The 23,174-nt window shown below is 70.5% G+C and carries 20 protein-coding genes and 2 tRNA genes; 12 read left to right on the forward strand and 10 right to left on the reverse strand.

Features of this window, described 5'->3' with window-relative positions:
* Positions 1 to 190: 190 nt before the first annotated feature.
* Positions 191 to 1,018 carry a thioesterase family protein gene (locus tag JNK30_RS09110; protein WP_293481835.1) on the reverse strand — a complete coding sequence of 276 codons (828 nt, stop codon included), beginning with the start codon at positions 1,016 to 1,018 and terminating at the stop codon, positions 191 to 193.
* Positions 1,019 to 1,511: 493 nt separating this feature from the next.
* Between JNK30_RS09110 and JNK30_RS09115 the strand changes: the two genes are divergently transcribed.
* Positions 1,512 to 2,816, forward strand: coding sequence for a PEPxxWA-CTERM sorting domain-containing protein (locus JNK30_RS09115; RefSeq protein WP_293481836.1), 1,305 nt, complete (start codon positions 1,512 to 1,514; stop codon positions 2,814 to 2,816).
* Positions 2,817 to 2,888: 72 nt separating this feature from the next.
* Here the strand turns inward: JNK30_RS09115 and JNK30_RS09120 are convergent, their stop codons facing one another.
* Entirely contained in the window at positions 2,889 to 3,722 is an 834-nt protein-coding gene (locus JNK30_RS09120; RefSeq protein WP_293481837.1) for a hypothetical protein, read from the reverse strand.
* A gap of 117 nt (positions 3,723 to 3,839) precedes the next feature.
* Between JNK30_RS09120 and JNK30_RS09125 the strand changes: the two genes are divergently transcribed.
* The 4 genes from JNK30_RS09125 (at position 3,840) to JNK30_RS09140 (ending at position 7,911) form a co-directional block, all read left to right on the forward strand.
* A complete protein-coding gene (locus JNK30_RS09125) occupies positions 3,840 to 4,595 on the forward strand; it encodes a methyltransferase (protein ID WP_293481838.1) in 756 nt (251 codons plus the stop codon).
* 135 nt (positions 4,596 to 4,730) lie between these two features.
* Complete coding sequence (locus JNK30_RS09130; RefSeq protein ID WP_293481840.1) at positions 4,731 to 6,272, forward strand: acyl-CoA synthetase; 1,542 nt, start codon at positions 4,731 to 4,733, stop codon at positions 6,270 to 6,272.
* Between the two features lie 166 nt (positions 6,273 to 6,438).
* The gene (locus JNK30_RS09135; RefSeq protein WP_293481842.1) at positions 6,439 to 7,317 is read left to right on the forward strand and encodes a PEPxxWA-CTERM sorting domain-containing protein; all 879 of its coding nucleotides are present in this window, start codon (positions 6,439 to 6,441) and stop codon (positions 7,315 to 7,317) included.
* 144 nt (positions 7,318 to 7,461) lie between these two features.
* Positions 7,462 to 7,911 carry a MaoC family dehydratase gene (locus tag JNK30_RS09140; RefSeq protein ID WP_293481844.1) on the forward strand — a complete coding sequence of 150 codons (450 nt, stop codon included), beginning with the start codon at positions 7,462 to 7,464 and terminating at the stop codon, positions 7,909 to 7,911.
* 18 nt (positions 7,912 to 7,929) lie between these two features.
* Here JNK30_RS09140 and JNK30_RS09145 read toward each other — a convergent pair whose 3' ends face one another.
* Positions 7,930 to 8,769, reverse strand: a complete 840-nt coding sequence (locus JNK30_RS09145; protein ID WP_293481846.1) for a serine protease — start codon at positions 8,767 to 8,769, stop codon at positions 7,930 to 7,932.
* A gap of 184 nt (positions 8,770 to 8,953) precedes the next feature.
* Between JNK30_RS09145 and JNK30_RS09150 the strand changes: the two genes are divergently transcribed.
* The 4 genes from JNK30_RS09150 to fixJ all read left to right on the forward strand — a co-directional run bounded on the left by JNK30_RS09150 (position 8,954) and on the right by fixJ (position 13,824).
* Positions 8,954 to 11,041 carry a S9 family peptidase gene (locus JNK30_RS09150; protein ID WP_293481848.1) on the forward strand — a complete coding sequence of 696 codons (2,088 nt, stop codon included), beginning with the start codon at positions 8,954 to 8,956 and terminating at the stop codon, positions 11,039 to 11,041.
* Positions 11,038 to 11,583 (forward strand): GNAT family N-acetyltransferase, encoded by a 546-nt coding sequence (locus tag JNK30_RS09155; RefSeq protein WP_293481850.1) that lies wholly within the window; start codon positions 11,038 to 11,040, stop codon positions 11,581 to 11,583. The genes JNK30_RS09150 and JNK30_RS09155 overlap by 4 nt, the downstream gene beginning before the upstream one ends.
* A gap of 152 nt (positions 11,584 to 11,735) precedes the next feature.
* Positions 11,736 to 13,247, forward strand: coding sequence for a sensor histidine kinase (locus JNK30_RS09160; protein ID WP_293481852.1), 1,512 nt, complete (start codon positions 11,736 to 11,738; stop codon positions 13,245 to 13,247).
* Complete coding sequence (gene fixJ, locus JNK30_RS09165; protein WP_293481854.1) at positions 13,204 to 13,824, forward strand: response regulator FixJ; 621 nt, start codon at positions 13,204 to 13,206, stop codon at positions 13,822 to 13,824. Before JNK30_RS09160 ends, fixJ begins: the two co-directional genes overlap by 44 nt.
* A gap of 6 nt (positions 13,825 to 13,830) precedes the next feature.
* Here fixJ and JNK30_RS09170 read toward each other — a convergent pair whose 3' ends face one another.
* The 4 genes from JNK30_RS09170 to JNK30_RS09185 all read right to left on the reverse strand — a co-directional run bounded on the left by JNK30_RS09170 (position 13,831) and on the right by JNK30_RS09185 (position 16,222).
* Positions 13,831 to 14,565, reverse strand: a complete 735-nt coding sequence (locus JNK30_RS09170) for an ATP-binding protein (protein ID WP_293481856.1) — start codon at positions 14,563 to 14,565, stop codon at positions 13,831 to 13,833.
* 210 nt (positions 14,566 to 14,775) lie between these two features.
* Entirely contained in the window at positions 14,776 to 15,471 is a 696-nt protein-coding gene (locus JNK30_RS09175; RefSeq protein WP_293481858.1) for a response regulator transcription factor, read from the reverse strand.
* 2 nt (positions 15,472 to 15,473) lie between these two features.
* Positions 15,474 to 15,890, reverse strand: a complete 417-nt coding sequence (locus tag JNK30_RS09180; RefSeq protein ID WP_293481860.1) for a response regulator — start codon at positions 15,888 to 15,890, stop codon at positions 15,474 to 15,476.
* A gap of 258 nt (positions 15,891 to 16,148) precedes the next feature.
* Positions 16,149 to 16,222: transfer RNA gene (locus tag JNK30_RS09185), tRNA-Gln, on the reverse strand.
* A gap of 146 nt (positions 16,223 to 16,368) precedes the next feature.
* On the opposite strand from JNK30_RS09185, the gene JNK30_RS09190 reads away from it, so the two are divergent.
* The 3 genes from JNK30_RS09190 to JNK30_RS09200 all read left to right on the forward strand — a co-directional run bounded on the left by JNK30_RS09190 (position 16,369) and on the right by JNK30_RS09200 (position 18,445).
* Positions 16,369 to 16,445: transfer RNA gene (locus JNK30_RS09190), tRNA-Pro, on the forward strand.
* A 413-nt stretch (positions 16,446 to 16,858) separates the two neighbouring features.
* Entirely contained in the window at positions 16,859 to 17,494 is a 636-nt protein-coding gene (locus JNK30_RS09195; protein WP_293481862.1) for a hypothetical protein, read from the forward strand.
* A gap of 111 nt (positions 17,495 to 17,605) precedes the next feature.
* Complete coding sequence (locus JNK30_RS09200) at positions 17,606 to 18,445, forward strand: YwqG family protein (protein WP_293481864.1); 840 nt, start codon at positions 17,606 to 17,608, stop codon at positions 18,443 to 18,445.
* A 231-nt stretch (positions 18,446 to 18,676) separates the two neighbouring features.
* Here the strand turns inward: JNK30_RS09200 and JNK30_RS09205 are convergent, their stop codons facing one another.
* The 3 genes from JNK30_RS09205 to JNK30_RS09215 are packed head-to-tail and all read right to left on the reverse strand — an operon-like array spanning position 18,677 to position 23,173.
* Positions 18,677 to 20,071, reverse strand: a complete 1,395-nt coding sequence (locus tag JNK30_RS09205; protein WP_293481866.1) for a carboxylesterase family protein — start codon at positions 20,069 to 20,071, stop codon at positions 18,677 to 18,679.
* Complete coding sequence (locus JNK30_RS09210; protein ID WP_293481868.1) at positions 20,071 to 21,690, reverse strand: carboxylesterase family protein; 1,620 nt, start codon at positions 21,688 to 21,690, stop codon at positions 20,071 to 20,073. Before JNK30_RS09210 ends, JNK30_RS09205 begins: the two co-directional genes overlap by 1 nt.
* Positions 21,691 to 21,703: 13 nt before the next feature.
* Positions 21,704 to 23,173: an MmgE/PrpD family protein gene (locus JNK30_RS09215; protein ID WP_293481870.1), complete on the reverse strand. Its 1,470-nt coding sequence runs from the start codon at positions 23,171 to 23,173 to the stop codon at positions 21,704 to 21,706.
* Position 23,174 lies beyond the last annotated feature (1 nt).

The following is a 23,174-nucleotide window of genomic DNA, read 5'->3' on the forward strand; positions in this document are numbered from 1 at the left end:
CCTCGACCCAGAGCTGACGGAGACCGCCATGACCTTCTCTCGCATCGAAACCGCCTTCGACCGCATCGCGCCCGCCTTCCTGATGGCGCTCGGCCTGATCGCGGCCTTCGCGACCGCTGGCGTCGGCGTCTGAGCCGCACGCCAACCCTCGCGACGGATCAGGGCCCTTCGGGGCCCTTTTTCGTGTCTCCTACTCCGGCGGATCGCGCCGGTGCTCCCGGTACCAGGCCAGCTGCTCGCTCGTGGCCAGGAGCTTGCCGTCGCGCCGCCAGTAGCTCGACCGCTCGTCCGAGGCGCCGCCCGCGCCCACCCGGCCCTCGCATTCCACCAGGATGAAGTCGTGTCCGACCTCGGCGACCTCCTCGGCAGTGCCGTGCAGGTAGACCGTCAGCGAAAGCGTGGTCGTCATCACCGTCGGGCCCAGGGCGTAGAAGGCGCGCGGGGCGGAGTTGTCGGTGATCATGCCCAGGATCGCCTTGTCGAGCGGACCCCGGCGCGAACGCACCCACGCCAGCGTGCGGGAGTCGCCGGTGGCCTTGGGCGGGAAGGTGTCGAGGCTGCGCCGTTCGAGCGCCTGGGCGCCGAAATGCTGCGACGCGGCGGCGTAGACCGGGCTGGGCAGGCTTTCGGGATCCGGCGCCTCGGGCATGGCGGCGAAGGCGAAAGGCGGGGTCTGCGGCCGGCGCGCCAGCGTGACGATGGCGTGCACGCCCACCTCCTCCGAGCCGGCGGGCAGAAGCTCCACCTCCCACACGCCGATCGAGCCACCCTGGCGCAGGCGGCGCGTCCGGACGTCGAGCTCACCGGCCGGCAGGGCCGCCGCATAGGTGAGCGTCAGCGACAGCGCCTCGCCGCGCGCGTCCGGCTCGGCCTCCATCACGCGGATGCAAAGCCCGATGGCGTAGCCGCCCCACAAGCCACCGCCCGGATTGCGCCACTCCGGGCCGGCGTGCGTGCGCCATCGGCCCGGCCCAACGGCGGTCAGCGGCATGTCCAGGGTGTCTGCGGGCGTGCTCATGCGGGCTCTCTACACAGGCCGCCCAGGGTCACGGAAGACGCATCCGCGGCCGCGCGCATCCAAGGTCAAGCTGGCGCCGTACTTGCTTTGGGAGAGCTTGTCCGGGGTCCTCTTTCTCCTTTTGGGCGAAATTCGCCCCCGGATTGTCCTTGGTTGCGGCGAACTTCGTCGCCTCTAAAGGTCAAGCTTGGTGATCCATGCCGCGGACGTCCGCGGCGGTTGGGGAGCGGTAGATGCGCGGCGAAGGCCTCGCCAGGATGGAATTGCAAGGCCCCCGCGCTGCGGGCGGCCACGGCCGTTCCGCGCCTGCAAAGGCGAGGCACAATGTCGCGCAACGGCCGCGCTTAACGACTTCTAGGCGAATTTGCGGCATCTCTACCGTGAGCGGTGCGCCCGGGGAGGCGATGTCGCGTCCCGATTGGAAGTCTCCTAGCGCCGAACCGTGTCCCGTTTCGAACCAAATGCCCGCCCCGGCCGCCTGTGGGAGGATCCCATGACGGTCGCGATGGACGGCGGCCCGCGCGGCCGCGTCGGCGTGGGCGCCGCACTCCTCACCTGGCTTTGGCCTGAACCCAAGGCGCATCGCGACGCGCGGGCCGGCTGGCTCGGCTCGAGCGCGCTGCTGTCCTGGCTCTGGCCCAGCGCCCTGCATGACGAACCCTACGGGCGCCGCCATGGCATGATGGCCACCGTCTTCGGGTGGGCCTGGCCGGGCGCGCTGGATCGCGGCGTCAAGCGCTGGTGGCACTTCTCCTGGGCCTGGAGCTGGGCCTGGCCGGGCAAGGTCCTGGGACCGGACGGCGAGATCTGCCCCCTGGCCCCCTGGCACCCGGCGCTTCGCCCCGAGGTCTGCCCCGGCGAGACGTGGCGCCACAAGCTCCGCCGGCACGGGCCGGTGATGTTCATGATGTTCTCGGCGACGGCCATCGCGGCGCCGACGCTGATGGAAGGCAACCAGACGCTGGATGGCGGCCGCCTGAGCCTGTTCCGCAGCGACGGCACGGGCGGCGACCAGCCGACGAACGGCGACGGCCCGACGGTCGAGCCCGGCGACGGCCCGGGCGGCGATGGCGGTCCCCTGACCACCCTGGACGCCAGCGGCCTCTCGGGCGGCGGCGAAGGCGGGGGGTCGACCTCGACTCCGAGCGGCGGCTCGACGCCTGGCGACAACAGCTTCGGCGGCGGCGATCCGCCCTCTGACGAGGGTGGCGGCGGCGGCCAACCCGGGGGCGACCCGCCCTCCGGCGATCAACCCCCCGGCGACCAACCGCCCGGCGATGGCGGCCCTCCAGTCGTGGAAGACCCCGACGGCGACCTGAACCCCGGCCTGCCCACGGGCGGCGGTGGTGGTGGCGGCGGCGGCGCGGGCGGCGGTGGCGGCGGTGGCGGCGGCTCCGGCGGCGGCACGGGCGGCGGCGAGCCTACGGGTGGCGAAGATCCCTTCACCCCGACCAATCCGCTTCCGCCCGGCGTGGACCCGCCCGGTCCGCTTCCGCCCCCGAACGCGCCGACTCCTCCGACCCTGCCGACGCCTCCGGGCGGCGGCGGCCCGACGGTGCTGGTTCCGCAGGAATTCGGTGGTGGCGGCGGCGGTGGCGGCGGCGGCGGTGGCGGCGGTGGTCCCGGTGGCGGCGGCGGTCCCGGCGGCGGCGGCACGAACGGCGATCCCGGCGGCGACCCGCGGCTCCAGAACCCGGGCGCCGTGCCCGAGCCCGGCACATGGGCCCTGATGATCATCGGCTTCGGCGCCGTGGGCTACGCCATCCGGCGTCGGCGCATCGTGGCGCGCGTTTCCTAAGCGCCCCGTCGGCGGCGGACGCCGCCCACATCCAGGACCTGCCCCTTCGTCCCGACGCCCTGTGCGCAGGGCTCAGTAGCGTTCGTAGCCGTAGCGCGGCGGCGGCGTGTAGGACCGCGGCGCGGGGTACGGATACGCCGGTCGCGGCGGATACCAGCGGCTGTCCTCCTCCTCCGCGGCGCGGGCCGACTCGTAGGCGCGCCGGCGCTCGTCCTCGTAGGCGCGCTGGCGGGCCTCCTGATAGGCGCGCTCCGCGGCCTGGGCTTCGGCGCGGCGCTGGCGATCGGCCGCCTCCTCCACCTGCCGGCGCTGGGCCTCGGCCGCGGCCTTCTGCGCCTCCACCGCGGCGAGCTGGGCTTCGCTCAGCGCCCGGGCGCGCGCCTCGGCGTCGGCGCGCTCCCGCGCGGACCGTTCGGCGGCCAGCCGTTCGCGATGGCGCGCGGCCGTCTGCGCGCCGCAGACCTTCAGGTCGACGAGTCCCTGTTCAGAGCCGCTGAGCGACGCGGTCAGCGGCTCGTCCGCGAGCCATGCGATCCCCAGCACCCCGCCGCGCCGGATCGCCGCTTCGGTCTCTTCGGACAGGATCAGTTCGCCGGCGCTGCCGGCTCCGCGGAGCATCAGGTTGGAGAAGCGCTGCCGATCGATCCGGATGGGCAGGAAGGCTCGGGCCGGGAGGTCTTCCTTGAAGAAGGCAAGGCTGGTGACCTGGCCGTCCGAAGCCAGGGTCACGGGCGTCACCGACCCGGAACTCCCGACGAGCTCGAGGTCCACGCGGCAGCCGGCCTCGGTCGGCGTCACCACCCATGGCAACGCGGCCGCGCGGGCGGGCGCCTTCGGCGGGGCGGCATGGAGTGGACCGGAAAGGAGCGCAGCAGCCACCGCGCCCCCGATGATCGACCTGATCACGCGAAGGCTCCTAGACTGACACGCGAGGCGAAGAATACGGCCGGCGGTCGCAGATCGCTAGTGGGCGCCGGACGGCAGGTGCTAGACCTCGGGGACGACATGTTGGGAGGGACAACCATGATCCGTAAGGCATTCGCTTCCGCCCTCGCGGCGGCCGCGCTCGGCGGGGCCGGCGGCGCCTGGGCCGCCGACGCGCCCGCGAACATCGCTGCGGCCCTGGCCGACGCGAACCGCCCTGCGGCCGACAAGGCGCGTGACGCGGCCCGCAAGCCGGGCGAACTGCTCGCCTGGGCCGGCGTGAAGCCCGGCCAGCAGGTGGCCGATCTGATCATGGGCGGCGGCTACTTCACCCGCATCTTGTCGGTCGCGGTCGGCCCGAACGGCCGCGTCTACGCCTATCAGCCCGACGAGTTCATCCGCTTCCAGGCCAGCTACGGCGAGGACCAGAAGAAGGTGGCGGGCGCCTACGCGAACATCACCGCGGTGAACGGGACCCTGGGCGGGCTCGACCTGCCTGACGGGCTCGACATGGTGCTGACGGTCCAGAACTACCACGACCTGCACCTGACGCCGTTCCCGAAGGACACGGCCACGAAGGTCAACGCCGAGGTCTTCAAGTCGCTGAAGCCCGGCGGGACCTACGTGATCGTCGATCACGTCGCGCCCGCGGGATCGGGTCTGGAGCCGCCGATGAAGACGCACCGGATCGATCCGGCCATCGTCAAGCAGGAGGTCGAGGCCGCCGGCTTCAGGCTGGAGGCGCAGAGCCCGATGCTGAAACTCGAGTCCGACCCCCACACCACGAACGTCTTCGACGCCTCGATCCGCGGGAAGACGGATCAGTTCGTGATGAAGTTCCGCAAGCCGAAGTAGGCCGCGGCCGCCTCCCCTGCATGCGGGGGAGGCGATGCGCCTCGCCGCGCCGCTTGACGCCCGCAACGTCAACGCCCCTCACTCGCCGTCGAAGCGCGGGCCCTCCAGACCCGCCCGACGGGAGTGACCACGTCCATGCATCCGGCGACCCACGCCAAGACCGACCCCGACCGCGCCGCCTACATCATGGCGGGGTCCGGCGAGACGGTGACCTACCGCCAGCTCGACGAGCGTTCGAACCAGGGCGCGCACCTCTTCCGCTCGCTGGGCCTCAAGCCCGGCGACGTGATCGCCATCTTCCTGGAGAACCATCCGCGCTACTACGAGATCGCCTGGGCGGCGCAGCGCAGCGGTCTCTACTACACCTGCATTTCCTCCAAGCTGACGGCGGGCGAGGTCGAGTACATCGTCGGCGACTGCGGCGCGCAGGTCCTGATCACCTCGGCCGGCGTGGGCTCCGTGGTCGACGAGCTCCCGGGCGTGCTGCCGAAGTCGGTGAAGCTCTTCATGTGCGACCCTGCGCGGGCCCCCTACGAGAGCTGGGAGGCCGCCACGGCCGCCTTCCCCACCACGCCGATCGCCGACCAGATCGCCGGATCGGACATGCTCTATTCGTCGGGCACCACCGGCCGGCCCAAGGGGATCAAGCCGCCGCTCACCGGGCTCGCCATCGACGAGACGCCCGGCATGGGCCAGATCGCCCAGATGCTGTTCGGCTTCCCGGAGAAGCCGATCTACCTGTCGCCGGCGCCGCTCTACCACGCCGCCCCGCTGCGCTGGACCATGGGCGTCCACCGCTCGGGCGGAACGGTCGTGGTGATGGAGAAGTTCGACCCCGAACAGGCCCTGGCGCTCATCGAGAAGTACCGGTGCGACTGCGGCCAGTTCGTCCCCACGCACTTCGTGCGCATGCTGAAGCTGCCCGAGGAGGTGCGCGCCAGGTACGACGTCTCGTCGATGAAGTCGGCGGTGCACGCCGCCGCGCCCTGCCCCGTGCCCGTGAAGGAGCAGATGATCGCCTGGTGGGGCGACGCGATCTACGAGTACTACGCCGGCACCGAGGGCAACGGCTTCTGCTACATCACCGCCCAGGACTGGCTGGCCCACAAGGGCTCGGTCGGCCGTGCGGTGATCGGCGAGCTGCGCATCTGCGGCGAGGACGGCGAGGCGCTGCCGCCCCGCACCGAGGGCGTGGTCCACTTCGCCAACGGCCCGCCGCTCAGCTACCACAACGCGCCCGAGAAGGTGGCCGAGAACACCAACAAGCACGGCTGGACCACGCTGGGCGACGTGGGCTGGGTCGACGAGGAGGGCTTCCTCTACCTCACCGACCGCAAGAGCTTCATGATCATCTCGGGCGGGGTGAACATCTACCCGCAGGAGATCGAGAACCTGCTGATCGGCCATCCCAAGGTCGCCGACGTCGCCGTCGTGGGCGCGCCGCACGAGGAGATGGGCGAGCAGGTGGTGGCGGTGATCCAGCCGGCGAACTGGGCCGACGCGGGCGACGCCCTGCGCGACGAGCTGATGGCCTTCGCCCGGCAGCACCTCAGCCACGTGAAGGCGCCGCGCAAGCTCGACTTCATGGAGGAGCTTCCGCGGCATCCCACCGGCAAGCTCTACAAGCGCCTGATCCGCGACGCCTACTGGGGCAAGGAAGGATCCAAGATCGTCTAGGGACGACCCGCTCCCCGCATCCACTACTATCGTTCGATAGGTGCGGCCCCCTATCCGAAGGCCGTGAAGCCATCGGGCGCGACGTCATCCATACTCAGCAGCTCTGACTGTCGATGAGTTTGCGTGTGCGCCCGGGGCTGGGCGCCGGATGACTGGGGTGCTGCGGATGCGTGCGTTGAAATCCGGCCTGCTGGGCGTCGTGGCGGCGTTCGTCGCCTCGGCCGCGAGCGCGGCCACGATCTACCTCGACGCAGGCTCGATGGAGAAATCACGCCAGGTGACCATCCAGGGTCTCGGCAACGTGCTGGCCCCCCCGGTTCAGTTTCAGGCCACCAAGAACGGCCAGGAGTTCAACTTCATCGGCTGGTGCGTGGACGTCTACCACCACATCAGCCTGAAGGATTACGCGCCCGATCTCGAGTACGTGGACACCAACGCGCTCACCACCGACTTCGGCGGCGCGCCGCTCGACGCCGGCGACGTGCGCAAGGTCGGCCTGCTCGCCAACTACGGCCAGCTCCTGTTCGACGACCGGCCCACGGCGCCGGGGGCCTTCACCCAGGTGAAGCCCGTCCGCAGCAGCTATCCGACCGGTTCGGCCGGGACGGCCGCGTACAATGCCGCGCTCGCCGCCTACAACGCCGCCAAGGCGGCGCACACCGCCGCGACCAACGCCTACAACGCCGCTGTCTCCACGCGCTTCACGCGCCTGTCCGCCGTGCAGGGCGCCATCTGGCAGGTCGTCTCCAACCGCAACGTCACCAGCGTGAACGGCGACGCCGCCTTCGACCTTCTGGTCGATCAGCTCTCGAGCGACAATCTCACCGACTACCTGACCGGCGTGGGCCACGTCCGCCAGGGCTTCCAGCTCATCACCCCCGTGCAGCAGTTCGGCGGCCGCAATGGCCGCACGCCGCTGCCGTTGACGCAGTCGTTCGTGATCGCCGTCCCCGAGCCGACCACCTGGGTCATGATGATCCTGGGGTTCGGGATGGCCGGCGCCGCGATCCGCGGGCGCCGCCGCCACGCCCCGGCCACGCTGTAGGCCACATCAGCGCCGGCGTGCGGCTCGGTCGCGTCGTCCCCACGCCGTGGACGCCGCCACATCGCTCATGACGCTGCGTCCGCCTTGCTCCGATCCCCGCAGGTGCTAGAGCCGTAGCCCGCAACATTCGAGGAGCGCTGCGAGATGAACCCGGTCGAGATCAAGGACCTGCCCGGACTGGTGGGCCAGGAGGTGGGCGTGTCGGACTGGGTCACGATCGACCAGGACCGCGTCAACAAGTTCGCCGAGGCCACGGGCGACCATCAGTGGATCCACGTGGACGTCGAGCGCGCCACCAGGGAGATCGGCGGGCCGATCGCCCACGGCTACCTGACGCTGTCGCTGATCCCGATGCTGGGCGCCGGCATGCTGCCGGTGAAGGGCGTGACCCGCGGCATCAACTACGGCTCGGACAAGGTGCGCTTCACCAACATGGTCCGGGTCGGCAAGCGCGTGCGCATGCGCCAGAAGCTGATCGGCGCCGAGCCCAAGGCCGGCGGCATGCAGATCAAGAACGAGTGCACCATCGAGATCGAGGGCGAAGAGCGCCCGGCCTGCGTGGCCGAGACGATCTCGGTCCTGTACGGCGGCTGACGCCCGGCGAGGCCGCGCCTATTCGCGCGCGGCCTCCTCCGCGCTCGCGGTCCGGCTGCCCGACACCGCGGTCATGCCTTCGGCCAGCGTCTGGGGCGCCAGCGGGTTCTGCATCAGGGCGATCGTCTCGCGGATGTAGCGGGCGTGGGTGACGATGCCGATCTCGAGCCGCTCGTTGTTCAGCTCCACCTGCTGCGTCAGAAGGCCGGCGATGAAGCCCGCCGGCGCCGGCGGGCCGTTGGACGCCTGCAGCACCGGCCCGGTCTGGAGCGGGCGGTTGATGAAGACGGGCCCGCCGGAGTTGCCGGGGAACACCGAGAAATCCAGGAGGAACGTCGGGAAAACCTTGGCCGGCGACAGCGGGTATGACGCGACCCGGCCCGAGCGCAGGATGGGGAAGCCCGCCGAGTTGGCCGAGAGCCCGCGCGGGAAGCCCAGCGCCATCATCTCGTCGCCGGCGGTGACCCGGTAGGTTTCGAAGCTGTCCTCTGCGGCCAGGTAGTCCTGCGGAATGGCGGCCTTCGCGAACTCGGGCGGCGCCTTGATCACCATGGCCGCGACGTCGCGGTTCGGGTGGTGGGTCCAGAGCTCGGCCCCGTCGCCGTCGCGGATCTTCACCTGCTGCGGCGAGTAGCTCCACGAGCCGTCCGGGTTGGCGATGCGGTAGCCGATGCGGGCCGTGGCCCCGGGCATCTTCTGCAGCACGTGGTTGGCGGTGATCAGGACCGTCCGCGGCTTGCCCTCCGGACCCGGCGCGGAGATCAGGAACCCCGTCCCGACGGTCCGCGTACCGTCGCCGAGCGGCTGCTCCAGCTGCACCGTCGCGTGGATCAACTCGACCGCTAGGTCCATGACCATGGGTGGCCCCTGATACTCGATGCCCCGACCGCGTCATTGATGCGCGACGCAGATGCACAAGGAGTGAATCACAGAAGGATTTGCGCCTACAAGTCGCCACATTGGCCTGCGCGGAAGCGCCGCGCGCGGCGGCGTACGCCATCGGCGCTTGAGCGCCGGCCCGAGAGGCCGCATCTAGCGCGCCATGACCCTGCCCACGCCCCCCGTCGCCCCCAAGGTCCCCAAGCGGATCGAGCAGCTCGGGCGCGTGCGCGTGGACGACTACGCCTGGATGAAGGACGACAACTGGCAGCAGGTCCTGCGCGACCCCAAGACGCTGCGCGAGGACGTCCGCGTCCACCTCGAGGCCGAGAACGCCTACACCAAGGCCGTGCTCGCGCAGACCGAGGCGCTGCAGGCGCAGCTGTTCGCCGAGATGAAGGGGCGCATCAAGGAGGACGACTCCTCGGTCCCCTCGCCCGACGGCCCGTTCGAGTACTACGTCCGCTACGCCCTGGGCGCCGAGCACCCCGTCCACGCCCGCCGCCCGCGCGGCGCCGAAGCCGGCGAAGAGGTGCTGCTCGACGAGGAGGCCATGTCCAAGGACAAGGCCTACTTCCATGTGGGGCACGCCGCGCACAGCCCCGACCACGCCCTCTACGCCTGGGCGGCCGACGAGCAGGGCAGCGAGTACTACACGGTCCGCGTGAGGGACCTCTCCACCGGCCAGGCGCTCGGCGCGGCCATGGAGAGCGCCTGCGGCGACTTCGTGTTCTCCCCGGACAGCCAGTGGCTCTTCTGGACCTGGCGCGACGAGAACGCGCGCCCGGCCAAGGTCTTCCGCCGCCCCGCCCGCGGCGGCGAGGACGTGCTGATCTACGAGGAGCCCGACGACGGCATGTTCCTGGGCGTGGGCGTGACCGCCGACGACAGCCACATCCTGATCCAGGTCGGCAACCAGGAAACCACCGAGGTGCTGGTGATCCCCGCCGCCGACCCGACGGCGACGCCCGTCGTCGCCGAGCCGCGGCGCGCGGGCGTGAAGTACGGCCTGGACCACTGGACCGACCGCTGGGTGGTCCGCACAAACGCCGACGGCGCCGTCGACTTCAAGCTGTGCGTCTCCGAGGCCTCGGTTCCGGCGAAGGCGACCTGGCGCGACTGGATCGGCCACCGGCCCGGCCGGTACATCACGGGTTTCGCGGCCTACGCCGGCCACCTCGTCCGCGCCGAGCGGGTGAACGCGCTCGACCGGCTGGTGGTGACGGCCCGTGACGGCGGCGAGCACATCGTCGCCTTCGACGAAGAGGCCTACGCGCTGAACCTCGAGGGCGGCTACGAGTACGAGACGACGACCACGCGCTTCGTCTACCAGTCGCCCACCACGCCCCGGCAGTGGTTCGACTACGACATGGCCACGCGCGAGCGCGCGCTGCGCAAGACCCAGGAGGTTCCCTCGGGCCACGATCCTGCGCGCTACGTCGCGCGCCGGCTTCTCGCCCGCGCCGAGGACGGCGCCGAGGTCCCGATCACGCTCCTGATGCTGAAGGACACGCCGCGTGACGGATCAGCGCCCGTGCTGCTCTACGGCTACGGCAGCTACGGCATCGCGATGGAGCCCAGCTTCTCCATCCGCAACCTCAGCCTCGTGGATCGCGGCTGGATCTGGGCCACGGCGCACATCCGGGGCGGTTCGGACAAGGGCTGGGGCTGGTTCCTCGACGGGCGCAAGGAGAAGAAGCCCAACACCTTCACCGACTTCATCGCCTGCGCCGAGCACCTGATCGCGGAAGGCTACGCCTCGAAGGGCCGGATCGCGGCCTACGGCGGCTCGGCGGGCGGCATGCTGATGGGCGCGGTCGCCAACCTGCGCCCGGACCTCTGGGGCGCGATCATCGCCGCCGTGCCCTTCGTCGACGTGCTCAACACCATGAGCGACACCACCCTGCCGCTGACGCCGCCCGAGTGGCCGGAGTGGGGCAACCCGATCGAGGACCCCGCCGCCTACGACCTGATCGCGAGCTACAGCCCCTACGACCAGGTGAGCGCCCGCGCCTACCCGCCCATCCTGGCCACCGGAGGCTTGTCCGACCCGCGCGTCACCTACTGGGAGCCACAGAAGTGGGTCGCCAGGCTGCGCGAACACACCACGGGCGACGCCCCGATCCTGCTCAAGATCAACATGGAGGCCGGCCACGGGGGCGCCTCCGGCCGCTTCGACTTCCTGAAGGAGATCGCCCTCGACTACGCCTTCGCCATCTGGGCGATGGAGGGGAGCTGGAAGGCGCAATGATCATCCGGGCGGCGACAGCCGGAGACGCCGAGGCGCTGGCGGCCATCTACGGCCATCATGTCCTGCATGGGCTCGGGACGTTCGAGGAAGAGCCTCCGACCGCCGCGGAGATGGAGCGCCGACGCGCCGCTCTCGCGAGCCTGGGACTGCCCTACTGCGTCGCCGAGGCCGACGGGAGGGTCCTGGGCTTCGCCTACGCCGGCCCGTTCCGCCTGCGGGAGGCCTACCGCTACACGCTGGAGGACAGCGTCTATGTGGCCCCCGACGCGATCGGCCGGGGCGTCGGGCGCGCCGTCCTGAGCGCTGTGATCGAGGCCTGCGAAGGCCTGGGCGTGCGCCAGCTCGTGGCGGTGATCGGCGACAGCGGCAACGCCGGCTCGATCGGCCTGCACGCCGCGCTGGGCTTCACGCACCAGGGCGTGGGCCGCAGCTTCGGGTTCAAGCACGGGCGCTGGGTCGACATCGTCTGGATGCAGAAGGCGCTCAACGGCGGTGATCAGACCCCGCCCGGCGGTCCGGGCGTCAGGCTCTCGGGGCACTAGCGCAAGTCTTCGCGCGTAGGGCGAGAGAAGAGACAAGAAATACGCCTGAGAGGCGGCACAATCACCCTTATGTACTTGTACGTAATTGCTTAACTGCGCTTGCTGCCGCAAGAATTGCGCGCCGGCGGGGACCGGCGCGGAATGCAGATTAGATGGCTGGGTTGTGGACGGGAAAACGCACAACCGGCGTGGTCACGAACTCGGCGCTGGCGCCCGGCACGGTCCGGGCCCACGTGCTGGCCGTTGGGCTCTCGGCGCTCCTCGCGGCCGCCGCCTATGCCCTTCGCCCGGTCTTCGGCCACTCGGTGTATCTGCTCGGCGCGCCCGTGCTGCTGGCCTGCGCGTGGTTCGGCGGACCGCTTTCGGCGGCCCTCGCCACAGCGCTTCTCGCGGCGGCCGGCCTCTGGCTGGACACCTTCACGGGCCTGCCCCTCGCCGAGCGGATCGGCCGCGCCGCCGTCTTCGTGATCACAGGCCTGGCCGTCACCGCGGGGGCCAGGGTCGTCTTCGCCCAGCGGCGCGCCGCAGCCGAGCTGATCGCTGATCAGGCGGAACGCGAGGCGCTTCTGCAGGCGGGCCTCGAGATCGTCGCCGACGCCCTGGTCCTGACCGACGAGGGCGGGGTCATCCAGAGCTTCAGCGAGTCGGCCGAACGGGTCTTCGGCTGGACCGCGGCCGAGGTGGTGGGGACCAGCTTCAGCCGGCTCATGCCGCCTGGGGAGGACGCCGCGCTGACCGGCGACGGCGACGACCCCGACGGCAGCACGCGCCAGCTCACGGGACGGCGCCGGACCGGCGAGACCTTCCCCATGGAGGTGCGCGTCGGCGCCGTGCGCTCCGGCGGCCGCCGGCTGTTCACCATCGTCGTGCGCGACCTCACCTCGGTGCAGGCGGCGGAGCGCCGGAACGAAGAGCTGCGCGCCCAGCTCGCGCACGTGTGGAGCGCCCACTCGATGGGCGAGATGGCGCAGGTGCTGGCCCATGAGCTCAACCAGCCGTTGTCAGCCGTCGCCAACTACCTTCGCGCCGCGCGCAACATGATCGCCAAAATGGAGCTCCGGAACGACGATCTGGTGGACGCCGTGAGCCGGGCCGGGGACCAGGCCGTTCGCGCGGGCGAGATCATCCGGACGCTGCGCGACCTTGCGACTCGCGGCGGCGCACTGCAGAAGCCGGAGAGCCTCGGCGCGATCATTCGCGAGGTGGACTTCATCATCGCGCTGATGGCGCGGGACGCCCATGCGCGCGTCGTCTACGATCTCCACAAGGGCGACGACGTGGTGATCGCTGACCGCATCCAGATACAACAACTGATCGTCAACCTCGCGAGAAATGCAATCGAAGCTATCGCGAAGTACCCGCGTCGCCAGCTCAACATTTCGACGCACGTTGATTCTCGAAACCAGATCCTGACGACTGTGGAGGACAGTGGTCCCGGGATCGACCCGAGCGTCGTAGACCGCCTCTTTCAACCACTCGCGAGCACAAAGCCCGAAGGAATGGGGCTGGGCCTGTCGATTTCCAGTGCTATAGTCGAAAACCATAGGGGACGGATCTGGGTCGAGCCTAGCCGTCTGGGCGGCGCCGCCTTCTGTTTTGTATTGGCGCGGGCAGGTGCGGATGATGAACTCAGCGGCCGAGCGGACGGTGTTCGTCGTCGATGACGACGATGCAGCCCGGGATTCGCTGGTCGTGCTGCTGAAGTCGGACGGGCTGTCGGCCTCTCCGTTCGCGTCGGCCTCGGACTTCCTCTCCACCTTCGACGCCCAGTCGCGCGGCTGCATCGTGAGCGACCTGCGGATGCCCGGCATGGACGGGATCGAGCTGATCCGGGCGCTGAAGGGGCTGGGCAGCGCACTACCGGTGATAGTGATCACCGGCCACGCGGACGTCAGCCGGGCCGTGGACGCCATGAAGGCCGGAGCCTCGGACTTCATCGAGAAGCCGTTCGAGAGCGAGCTGATCCTGCGCGTCGTGCGCGCCTGCATGGAAGAGAACGACGCGGCCGTCGATGCGGGCGCGGCGAAGAGCCGCGTGCTGCGGCGGCTCGAGAGCCTCACCGCGCGGGAGCGGCAGGTGCTGGACCTGATCGTGGCGGGCGACAGCAACAAGATGATCGCCGCGAAGCTGGAGATCAGCCCGCGGACGGTCGAGATCTATCGCGCCAACGTCATGTCGAAGATGCGCGCGGACAGCCTGTCGGACCTCATCCGCTCCACCATCACCGCCGGCGCCGCTTAGGGCCCGTCAGGCCCTCGGCAGCACCAGGGTCGCCGTCGTGCCGCGGCCCTCGGCCGAGGCCAGCTTCAGCGCGCCGCCGGCGTCCCGGCAGAAGGCGGTGACGCCGGCGAGGCCCAGCCCTGTGCCGCCGCGCCCGGCGCGGGTGGTGAAGTAGGCGTCGGCGCAGCGCGCCAGCACGTGCGGCGGCATGCCGACCCCGTCGTCGACGACCGACAGCGCGACGTAGCGCCCGGGTCGCACGCCCAGCTCGGCGGCGGCGGCAGGATCGAGGTCGGCGGCGTCCGCCTGCAGGCGCACGGCGCCGCCCCGGGGCAGCGCGTGGCCGGCGTTGATGCACAGGTTCAGCAGCGCAGAGTCCAGGTCTCCGCGGTCCGCGCGACAGGCCAGCGGCTCGCGCAGGCCCAGCGCCACGCAGGTCACGCCCGTCGCGGTGGAGACGTTCGCCAGGCGCGCCGCCGCCGTCAGCGCCTCGGCGCAGTCGACCTGGCCGCTCGGGGCGGCCTGCGGCCTCTCGGCGCCGGCCATCATGCGGGCCAGCAGCTCCGCGCCCTTCTCGGCCGCTTCCAGGGCGATGGAGGCGAGTTCGCGCGCGTCGCCGCCCTGGGGCAGTTGCCGGGCCAGGGCCTCGTTCGCGGCGATGATGACGCCCAGCAGGTTGTTGAAGTCGTGGGCCGCGGTGGCCGCGCCGCCGCCCCGCCCTGTCCGTGTTTCCAGAAGCTCCGCGAAGCCGTCGAAGGCCATGCGCGTCCCCTACCCGATAATGGCCGGAATGCGGCCGTCCAAGCGACTCAAGACACACGCTGCGGCGGATATCACCCCGTCACGACTACCTAGGTAGGTCTACCTATGGCGACCTGCCGCAGCTCCGGCGTGGCCTGGCCCCCAAAAAGAGGCGGCCGACCCTCGCATGGAGGGGTCGGCCGCAGGGTGCTGACGGTGTGAAGTGTGGGATCAGGCGGCGAGGCGTTCGCTCTTGGCGTCGCGCAGCATGTAGCCGCCGCCCCAGACGGTCTCGATCTGGCTGTCGCCGCCCGATGCGGCGGCGATCTTCTTGCGCAGCTTGCAGATGAAGACGTCGATGATCTTGATCTCGGGCTCGCTGATCCCGTTGTAGAGGTGGTTCAGGCACTGCTCCTTGGTGAGCACGCTGTTCTTCCGCAACGAGAGCAGTTCCAGCATCTTGTACTCGCTGGGCGTCAGGTGGATCGCCGCGCCCTTCACCTCGACGGTGCGGGTGTTCATGTTGAGCGCGATCGCGCCGGTGCGGATGATCGACTCCGTGTGGCCCCGGGAGCGGCGGACGACGGCGTTCAGCCGGGCCGCCAGTTCGGCCTTGTGGAACGGCTTGGTCATGTAGTCGTCGGCGCCGGCCGCCAGCGCGGCCACCTTCGAGTCCACGTCAGCGGCGCCGGTGAGCATGATCACGGGCGTGGACACCTTGCGCATGCGCATCTCGCGCAACACGTCGGCCCCGCTGATGTCCTCGAGGTCGAGGTCGAGGAGCACCACGTCGTAGTCGTAGAGTTCGACCAGTTCGATGGCCTCCTCCCCGGACGCGGTGACGGCGAGGTTGTGCCCCTCGGCCTTGAGGATCAGTTCCAGGCTCCGCACGGCGGAGGCGTTGTCTTCGACGACCAGAATGAACACGGCTAGCCCCCTAAGGCGGTTTGCGGTTGGACGGATGGATGGGCGGCGCCGCCGGCGATCACCGACTGCGACATCTTGACGAGCTCCGACATGCGGAACGGCTTGGCGAGCACCTCATCGGCGCCGAGATGCTTGGCCCAGCTCAGGTAATCGGCGCCGCGCGCGCGGCCGGCTCCGGAGATGGCGATGATCTTGGGCGGGCGCGCCACCTGCTTCATGGCGCGGATCGCGCCGATGCCCTCGATGTCGGGCATCACGATGTCGGTGACCACCAGATCCGGCCGGTGGGCGCTGGCGAGGCGGATCCCCTTGCGCCCGTTGTCGGCCGCCACCACGCCAAAGCCCGCCTGCTGGAAGGCCATGGACATGAGGCGCAGCAGCGCCGGGTCGTCGTCGATGATCAGGACTCTGCCGCCCACTCCAGCCCCCAGGCTCGGCCCTGCGGAGTGAGCGCTCGGGAGACCCTCGGGCAGCCCTTCACGGGGCGTCCGAAGCCTTCTCCACCGCGTCCTTCCGCCGGTGTTCACTATGGTTAACGAGAAAGAACCACAGTGATTCGCGGGCTGGAAATCCGTGACGAATCCTTAGGTAGATTCACGTGTGACCGGCTGTCGCATGAACCGTGAGTGGTGGTCCGCCGCCAGGAGCGCCCGCGCGGGCGGCCGGTCGGAAAGCCGTGGCTGGGGAACTAGGACTCGAACCTAGAATAACGGTACCAAAAACCGCTGTGTTACCATTACACCATTCCCCAGCAGGAACGGTCACCGGAGGGGGTCCACCCCCTCGGGAGCGGGGGAAATAGCCTACCGGACCGACGGATGCAACGCCTCTGACGGCGCCGGTTTTCCGCGCGCTTGCGAGGCCTGGAACCCTCCTCTATAAGCCCCTCCTCCAAGTCGGAGTGTGGCTCAGTCTGGTAGAGCACCGCGTTCGGGACGCGGGGGTCGCAGGTTCAAATCCTGCCACTCCGACCATCATTCTTCCCCGATATCCCGGGGAGACATCCTTCCCGCCAATGGATGACAAGACGCCCGCGCATCACGTGGGCGCCGTTGGGCGCGTGCGACGCCGTAGGCGGCGCGAAGCGTCGTCCTCACGCGTGCTTCAAGACCTGCTTGGGCCAATAATGTTCTACTTCTGTTCTTGACAACTTCGCCGCGATGTGCTCTGATGCGGGTCAGGATCAGCGCCTTGTCATCCGCGCAGCGGACACGTCGAGCCGCCAAGATTCCGGTCATCTGAGCTTTCAGGCCTGGGCGGGGATGCCGCGCGGGTACAGCCCGCCTTGAGCGGCGCACCAGCCTCATGGAGATATCTGATGGGAAGAATGCCGCGCGGTGAACCGCGGAGCGTGCCGGATCCAGCCGGCGAACTTTACGACAGGGACATGGCCAAGATCAGAGCTCAGCGGGAGGCTGAGGATCGCGGCGTGCGCGCGCCCCTCGACCTGGCGCAGGACGCATTGGGGGCTTTGCAGGACGCCCCGAAGATCCAGCGGCCGACCACCCTGCAATCCTTCATTCCCGTCGTTGGCCCAGCGTGGGAGGCCGCGGCCGACCTTCAGGACGGGAACTACGGCGGCGCTGCGTTCAACGCTACCATGGCTGTTGCCGACGCCTTGCCGGTCGGCGCGATCGTCAAGGGTACGAGGGCGGCGACCAAGGGAATCGGCCTTGTCACGAAGAAATCGATGAGCGCGGGCGCCACGGCGAAGCGGATTCGCCGGGCCGGCCTTGCGGTCAAGGGCGATGAGATCCACCACACTGTCGCGCTCAACGGCCTAAGCCGCTCCGCGCAGAGCTGGAAGAACAACCCGGCGCTGCTCAAGACGTTGCCTCAGGAGACGCATCGTCGCCTGCACGGCGCCTGGAACGGCAAGCCGCGGTTCAACCCCATCATGCGGGCCTGGCACGGCACGACGGATTGGCAAAAGACGTTTCCGACCGCCATCGGCTCCTATGCTGCCGACGCGTGGGAGAACCTGACCCGCCCGCCTGCGCCGCCCCCGCCGCGCCGCGAATAGTTGAGGTCGGTGGCGGCCGCACGGGCGCAGCCGCCGCCGATTCCCGGCGGGATTGCATTGTTCTTGTTTTGTTCTATACTATCCGAGTGAGTGGTCCGCGGGGGATGCAACATGTCGCTCTTCAAGAGGCTCCTAAAGCCCTTTGGGAAAAAAGCCATCGATCCACCGCGCGATCCCGCGGAACGCGCCAACGCCGTCGTCGCTCGATTGCAGACGTTGGCGCAGCCGTGCGTTCGCATATCGTCGGGCGGGTCCGGGAACTCGCGCCTGGGCGGTGTTCCGGACCTCGCCGGCCCATGGCCGCGCTACGAGGGCCGCCCCCTCTCCTGCGTCGCGCAGCTTGATCTCGCGGAGCTAAGGGCTGCGGACGGCCCCGACTGGCTGCCGGACAACGGACGGCTGATGTTCTTCTACGAACTCGAGCATGGCTCCTGGGGCATGGAGGCGAAGGACGCGGGCAGTGCAGCCGTCGTCTATGAGGTGGGTGAGCCGAAGCCGGCCGTAGAGCCTGCCGACCTTGGTGAAGGTGAGAAGTTCCGAGGACATCCTGTCCAGTTCTCGCCAGCCGTTTCGCTTCCATCAGAGGATCGGCTCGGTCTCGACTGGAGGGGAATGACGAAGGCGGAAAGGCTCGCTGTCCAGGCTGCGGTCGAGGCGCTCCAACCGACAGAACCCGTTCATCAGGTCGGTGGATTCCCTCGTCCCGTGCAGGCGGACGATATGGAGGCGCAATGCCAGCAGGTCACGCAGGGACTGGATCGCCGGCGTACGGGCCCGAAGCCGAATGGCAGAACGTCTTCCGCGGACTGGCGGCTGCTTCTCCAGGTCGATACGGACAACGACGCCGGCATGATGTGGGGCGATACCGGCATGCTCTATTTCTGGATCCGTGAGCAGGACGCGCGCGCTCGTGATTTCTCGAAGATCTGGATGATTCTGCAGTGCTTCTGACGCCCGGGCGGTGAGACTCGCTGCGCCCGGCCGCTCAACTTCCCTGGCTCGTGGACACGCCCTGGGCCAACGATCCGAGACGTTTGGTCCTTAGGCAAACAAGACCTTGCGCGCCTGGTTCTCCGGGCCACCGCCCCATTCCGATAGCGCGCCACGCGACCAAGCGATGGGCGTTGTGCGAGGCATGTTCGCCAGGGGGCCTGCGCCGCCGGGCGGCCGCGCTCGGCGGGGCTACTCCTCGTCCCGGCTGGTCGGGCCGGGCTTGGCGCCGTTCGGCGGGGAGCGAAGGGCGGAGGCGACGCCCAGCCTCGGGCGGTCTTCGAAGATCGCGACGGCGCCGCCGTTCGCATCGCTGCGGGCCGGCCATTCGAAGCCGTCCGCACAGGCGAGCGAGCGTGCGGACGCGGCCGCCTTGGCGAACGCCACCCAGCAGCCGTGCACGCGCGCCGCAACGGCGTGGTCCCTGGGCGTCATCCTCGCGCCGGCCCGGTCCGCCGAGAGCGTGTCGAAGACGTAGGGGATCTCGCCCGCGTGGGGGACGCCGTTCGGCTGTTCGGTCCGTCGCCACTCCGGGACGTAGTCGAAGAAGTACTGCCAGACCGGCGCGCCGCCCATGGCGTAGGCCGCCACCCGCTGCGTGCCGCTCAGGCGGCCCTCGTCGCTGTTGGTGCCGATCATCAGCGGGACATCCAGCGCCGTGCCGGCGGAGAAGGCCTCCATGATCGACTGGGTCTTCACCCGGCCGTCGAGGATCGTGCGGTGGCCGAAGCCGGTGCGGCGGTCGAGGATGATCCGGTCGGCCGGCAGCGCCCGGAGGTCTCCGGCGCTGGCCTCGGCGCCCGGCAGCCCCAGCAGGGTCGCCACCTCGGCGCCCCTGGCCTCGGCGGCCTTCAGGGGGGTCGCGGGCGTCGGCAGCGATCCGGTGCTCTGGATGATCGCCTTGGCGAACAGGCCCTTCGCCATCGGGCTGGTGACCAGGTTCGCCACCATCGTGGCGCCGGCCGACTCGCCGAAGACGGTGATGTTCCCGGGATCGCCGCCGAACGCTGCGGCGTTCGCCTTGATCCAGCGGAGCGCGGCCATCGCGTCCAGCAGGTGGTAGTTGCCGAAGCCCTCGCCGGCGCGGGTCAGCGCCGGGTGCGCGAAGCCGCCCAGCGCGCCCAGCCGGTAGTTGATCGTCACCAGCACGACGCCGTCCCGCGCGAAGGCGTCGCCATTGTAGGCCGGCAGGTGGCCACCGCCCATCGTGCCGCCGCCGCCATAGAGCCAGAGCATGATCGGCGCCTTCTTCGCGGCCGCCGGCGCCCAGACGTTCAGGTAGAGGCAGTCCTCGGACGACGGGCCCGAATGTCCGCCGCCGTTGCGCCGGCCGTCCACGCCGTCGGGCTGCAGGCACGGCAGGGCGAACGCGACCGCGGGCCGGGCGCCCTTCCAGGCCACCGGTCGCGGAGCCGCCCAGCGCAGCGGGCCGACGGGCGGCTGCGCATAGGGCACGCCCTTGAACACGCGCACGCCGTCGCGGCTCTCGCCCACCAGCACGCCCGCCCTGGTGGACACCTGCACGGGCTCCGCGCCGGCGGCGACGGCGGCGAGGGCGGCGACGGCCGCGGCGAGGCCCCGGCGCATCAGCCCGCCGCCGACTGGGCGGCGCGAGCCGCCCACAGCCGGCGGAACGCGCCGCGCGGGTCGTCGGCCAGGCCGCTTCTCGGCTCATCGAACACCATGGTGGCGCGACGGCTCGCGTCGTAGGAAGCCCATGGGCCCAGCGCCTTGCCGTCGGGCCGACCCGTGGCCGCGAACGCCACCAGGGCCGATGACAGTTCGTCGGCCAGCCTCTGGCTTTCCGGGTTGGGGCCCTGCAGCGCGCCGCGGATCTCGCGGCTGCTGGGCCCCACGTCGACGCCGTGCGTGGCGCCGTACCGGCCGCCCCACGCCGGGCTCGCCGCCTTCCACAGGTAGACGTAGGCGGGCGCCTTCCCGAGCGCCGCCTTGCGCTCGGCCATCGCGAAGCTCGCGCCGCGGCCCATGTCCGAGATGATCCGCGCCTGGAGGAGATAGGGCGAGGCCTTCGCGTCCTCCTCGCGGTACATCCGGATGATCTCGTCGGCGTCGCGGCCCAGTCGGGGACCGAGCGCGGCCTTCAGGCCCTCCCAGGTCTGGTCGAAGTTGGCCTGGCGGTAGCTGCGCTCGTCCAGGGTCGTGCTGACGATCATCGGAACGTCGGCGCTGATCGCCGGGGCGTCCGGGTCGAACGGGTGACGCGGCATCGCCACGCCGTCCAGCACCGGCGTGAAGGACGAGGGCGCCTCGCCCCGCGACCGCGCCGAGGCCTCCAGGTCGGCCTGGACCGAGAGGAGATCGTAGAACGGCATCGACTGCAGCTTGCGCACGTCGCCGCCGCGAAGGTTCACGGCCTTGAGCAGGGCGTCCGCGGTTCCCTTGGCCCGGTCGCGGGGCGCCACGCGAAGCATCGCGCCGCTCATCTGGACCGCCCGGTGGAAGAGGCCCTGCGCCGACGGCATCGCCATCAGTCCGCTGACCTTCGCCCCGCCGCCCGACTGGCCGATGATCATCACCCGGCTCGGGTCGCCCCCGAACGCCGCGATGTTGGTCCGCACCCACCGCAGGCAGGCGACCAGGTCCAGCATCCCGGCCATCCCCGACTGGGCGAAGGCGGCCGGCGCGCCCGAGTCGGCCAGGTGGAGGAACCCGAAGGCGCTCAGCCTGTGGTTCACCGACAGCACCACGCAGTCGCCGTAGCGCGCCAGCATCTCGCCATCCATGCCAGGGGAGTTGCTGGACCCGCCGTAGAACCCCCCGCCATGGAAGCGGACGATCACGGGCTTCTTCGCCGTGGGCGACAGGTCGGGGGTCCAGAGGTTCAGGTTGAGGCAGTCCTCGCCCATGCCGCCCGGCTGGTAGTCCAGGAAGATCAGGTTGGCGTAGTCTCGGCGGCGGTCGCCCGGCGTCTGCGGACAAACGTTGCCGTAGTCGAGCGCGTCGCGCACGCCCGCCCACTTCTTCACCGGCTGGGGCGGGCGGAAGCGATTGGGGCCCGAGGTGTCGGCGCCGTAGGGCACGCCCTTGAACACCTTGATCCCTCCGGAAACCAGGCCCCGGAGCTTGCCGTCCGCCGTCTCCACGATCGGGAAGATGTCGCCCACGGCCGCGCGCCCGGCCCCGGCCGCGAAGCTGGCGGCGACCCCGCCCAGGAGGGCGCGGCGGTGGACGTTCGGATGCGTCATGGCAGGTCTCCGGTCAGCTGGCGATGAGGCGGACGAGTTCGGCGCCCGACCTCACGGTTTCGATCTCGCGGCAGCGGGCGATCGCCTCCCGCGCGCGCCGGCTTCCCAGGCGCGGCGCCATGAGGTCGAGGGCCTTGGCCTCCACGTCGGCGCGCGCCATGGGATGCGAGGGGTAGCCCAGCACATAGGGCACGAAGGCCTCGTGGCGGCCGCCGGACGAATCGGTGGCGATCACCCGCGCCGACTCGGCCCGCGGCTGCCCCGGGGGCGTCTCCTGCGCCGGGTCGTGCGCGATCTCCACCCGGCCCATCAGCGCATGGACCGCCGCGTCCGTCCGCATCCGCTCGAGCGACTGGGCCGACACGAAGTCCAGGCGGCGGTCGATGAGGATGATCGCGGTGAGGTAGCGCAGGTTCAGCGCCGGCATCTCGGCGTCACGGAACGCCTGCCAGCGGCCGGGCATCTCGATCCTGACCTGCCGCACCGTCTCGGCGCGCAGCTCCGGCAGCAGCTTCAGCAGGCCCTCGACCGCCGGCTGGGTCGGGCCCCCGGTCGGATAGCGCTTGAAGGCCGCATGCGGCATCTCCCAGCGCTGGCCCAGGCCGTCGATCAGGCGGCTCCGGTCGAGATCGCTGTCCGGCCCCCTGAACACGCCCTGGTCCAGGAAGCCGCCGGGCTGATCCAGGTTGTTCCGCACCCCCGTGAAGCCGAGTTCCGCGAACAGCGCCGCCTGCAGCCCCGCGCGGGCGCCCATCCCGGCGAACACGAAGGCCTTTTCCACATGCTCCACGTCCAGCAGCCACTGCCAGGATCCGGCCGCCTGCTGGGAGCAGTAGGTCAGGAGGTCGGGGATGCGCGCCTCGGGCAGGCGCATCATCGAAGCGGCGGCGGCGGCGACGCCGAACACCGGGCCGATCCCGTGGTTCGCCAGGCCGCTGCGGTTGAGATTGCGCAGGCCCAGCGCCTTGGGGACGCGACTGGCCAGCTCATAGCCGGTGATGGTCGCCCGGAGCACCGCATCCCCGCCCAGCCCGCGCTGTTCAGCCAGGGCGACGGCGGCCGATACGATGGGCGGACCCGGCTGCACGAAGGCCGAGGGGATGAAGTCGTTGATCTCGGCGGCGTGCCCGGTCATCGCCGAGGCGAACACGGCGTCGATCAGGGCGGCCCGCGACTGCGTCCCCAGGATGGTGGCGGCGTTGCGCCGGGGCGCGCCCGACTGCTGCTCGGCGAACCGGCGGGCCAGGACGGCCGGCTGCAGGTCGCGGCAGGCGACGATCGACGCCAGGGTGTCCAGGATGTGGAGCCGGCCGGCTTCGCGCACGTCCTCGGGGATGGACGCAGACGGGCTGGCGGCCACGAAGCGGCTCAGCGCGGGGGTCACCTGCGGCTGCAGCGGCTGCGCCGCAGCCTCGGGCGCCAGCGATCCGAGCGCCGCGGCGGTTGCGCCGGCCAGGAGGCCGCGACGCGAGGCCGAGGTCATC

This window comes from Phenylobacterium sp. (assembly GCF_016793225.1).
Taxonomy (GTDB): domain Bacteria; phylum Pseudomonadota; class Alphaproteobacteria; order Caulobacterales; family Caulobacteraceae; genus Phenylobacterium.

What these genes read in the sequence shown, in the direction of transcription:
- JNK30_RS09110 (WP_293481835.1), bottom strand. Translation starts at nt 1,018, where the DNA reads ATGAGCACGCCCGCAGACACCCTGGACATGCCGCTGACCGCCGTTGGG.
- JNK30_RS09115 (WP_293481836.1), top strand. Translation starts at nt 1,512, where the DNA reads ATGACGGTCGCGATGGACGGCGGCCCGCGCGGCCGCGTCGGCGTGGGC.
- JNK30_RS09125 (WP_293481838.1), top strand. Translation starts at nt 3,840, where the DNA reads ATGATCCGTAAGGCATTCGCTTCCGCCCTCGCGGCGGCCGCGCTCGGC.
- JNK30_RS09130 (WP_293481840.1), top strand. Translation starts at nt 4,731, where the DNA reads ATGCATCCGGCGACCCACGCCAAGACCGACCCCGACCGCGCCGCCTAC.
- JNK30_RS09135 (WP_293481842.1), top strand. Translation starts at nt 6,439, where the DNA reads ATGCGTGCGTTGAAATCCGGCCTGCTGGGCGTCGTGGCGGCGTTCGTC.
- JNK30_RS09140 (WP_293481844.1), top strand. Translation starts at nt 7,462, where the DNA reads ATGAACCCGGTCGAGATCAAGGACCTGCCCGGACTGGTGGGCCAGGAG.
- JNK30_RS09145 (WP_293481846.1), bottom strand. Translation starts at nt 8,769, where the DNA reads ATGGTCATGGACCTAGCGGTCGAGTTGATCCACGCGACGGTGCAGCTG.
- JNK30_RS09150 (WP_293481848.1), top strand. Translation starts at nt 8,954, where the DNA reads ATGACCCTGCCCACGCCCCCCGTCGCCCCCAAGGTCCCCAAGCGGATC.
- JNK30_RS09155 (WP_293481850.1), top strand. Translation starts at nt 11,038, where the DNA reads ATGATCATCCGGGCGGCGACAGCCGGAGACGCCGAGGCGCTGGCGGCC.
- JNK30_RS09160 (WP_293481852.1), top strand. Translation starts at nt 11,736, where the DNA reads ATGGCTGGGTTGTGGACGGGAAAACGCACAACCGGCGTGGTCACGAAC.
- fixJ (WP_293481854.1), top strand. Translation starts at nt 13,204, where the DNA reads ATGATGAACTCAGCGGCCGAGCGGACGGTGTTCGTCGTCGATGACGAC.
- JNK30_RS09170 (WP_293481856.1), bottom strand. Translation starts at nt 14,565, where the DNA reads ATGGCCTTCGACGGCTTCGCGGAGCTTCTGGAAACACGGACAGGGCGG.
- JNK30_RS09195 (WP_293481862.1), top strand. Translation starts at nt 16,859, where the DNA reads ATGGCCAAGATCAGAGCTCAGCGGGAGGCTGAGGATCGCGGCGTGCGC.
- JNK30_RS09200 (WP_293481864.1), top strand. Translation starts at nt 17,606, where the DNA reads ATGTCGCTCTTCAAGAGGCTCCTAAAGCCCTTTGGGAAAAAAGCCATC.
- JNK30_RS09205 (WP_293481866.1), bottom strand. Translation starts at nt 20,071, where the DNA reads ATGCGCCGGGGCCTCGCCGCGGCCGTCGCCGCCCTCGCCGCCGTCGCC.
- JNK30_RS09210 (WP_293481868.1), bottom strand. Translation starts at nt 21,690, where the DNA reads ATGACGCATCCGAACGTCCACCGCCGCGCCCTCCTGGGCGGGGTCGCC.
- JNK30_RS09215 (WP_293481870.1), bottom strand. Translation starts at nt 23,173, where the DNA reads ATGACCTCGGCCTCGCGTCGCGGCCTCCTGGCCGGCGCAACCGCCGCG.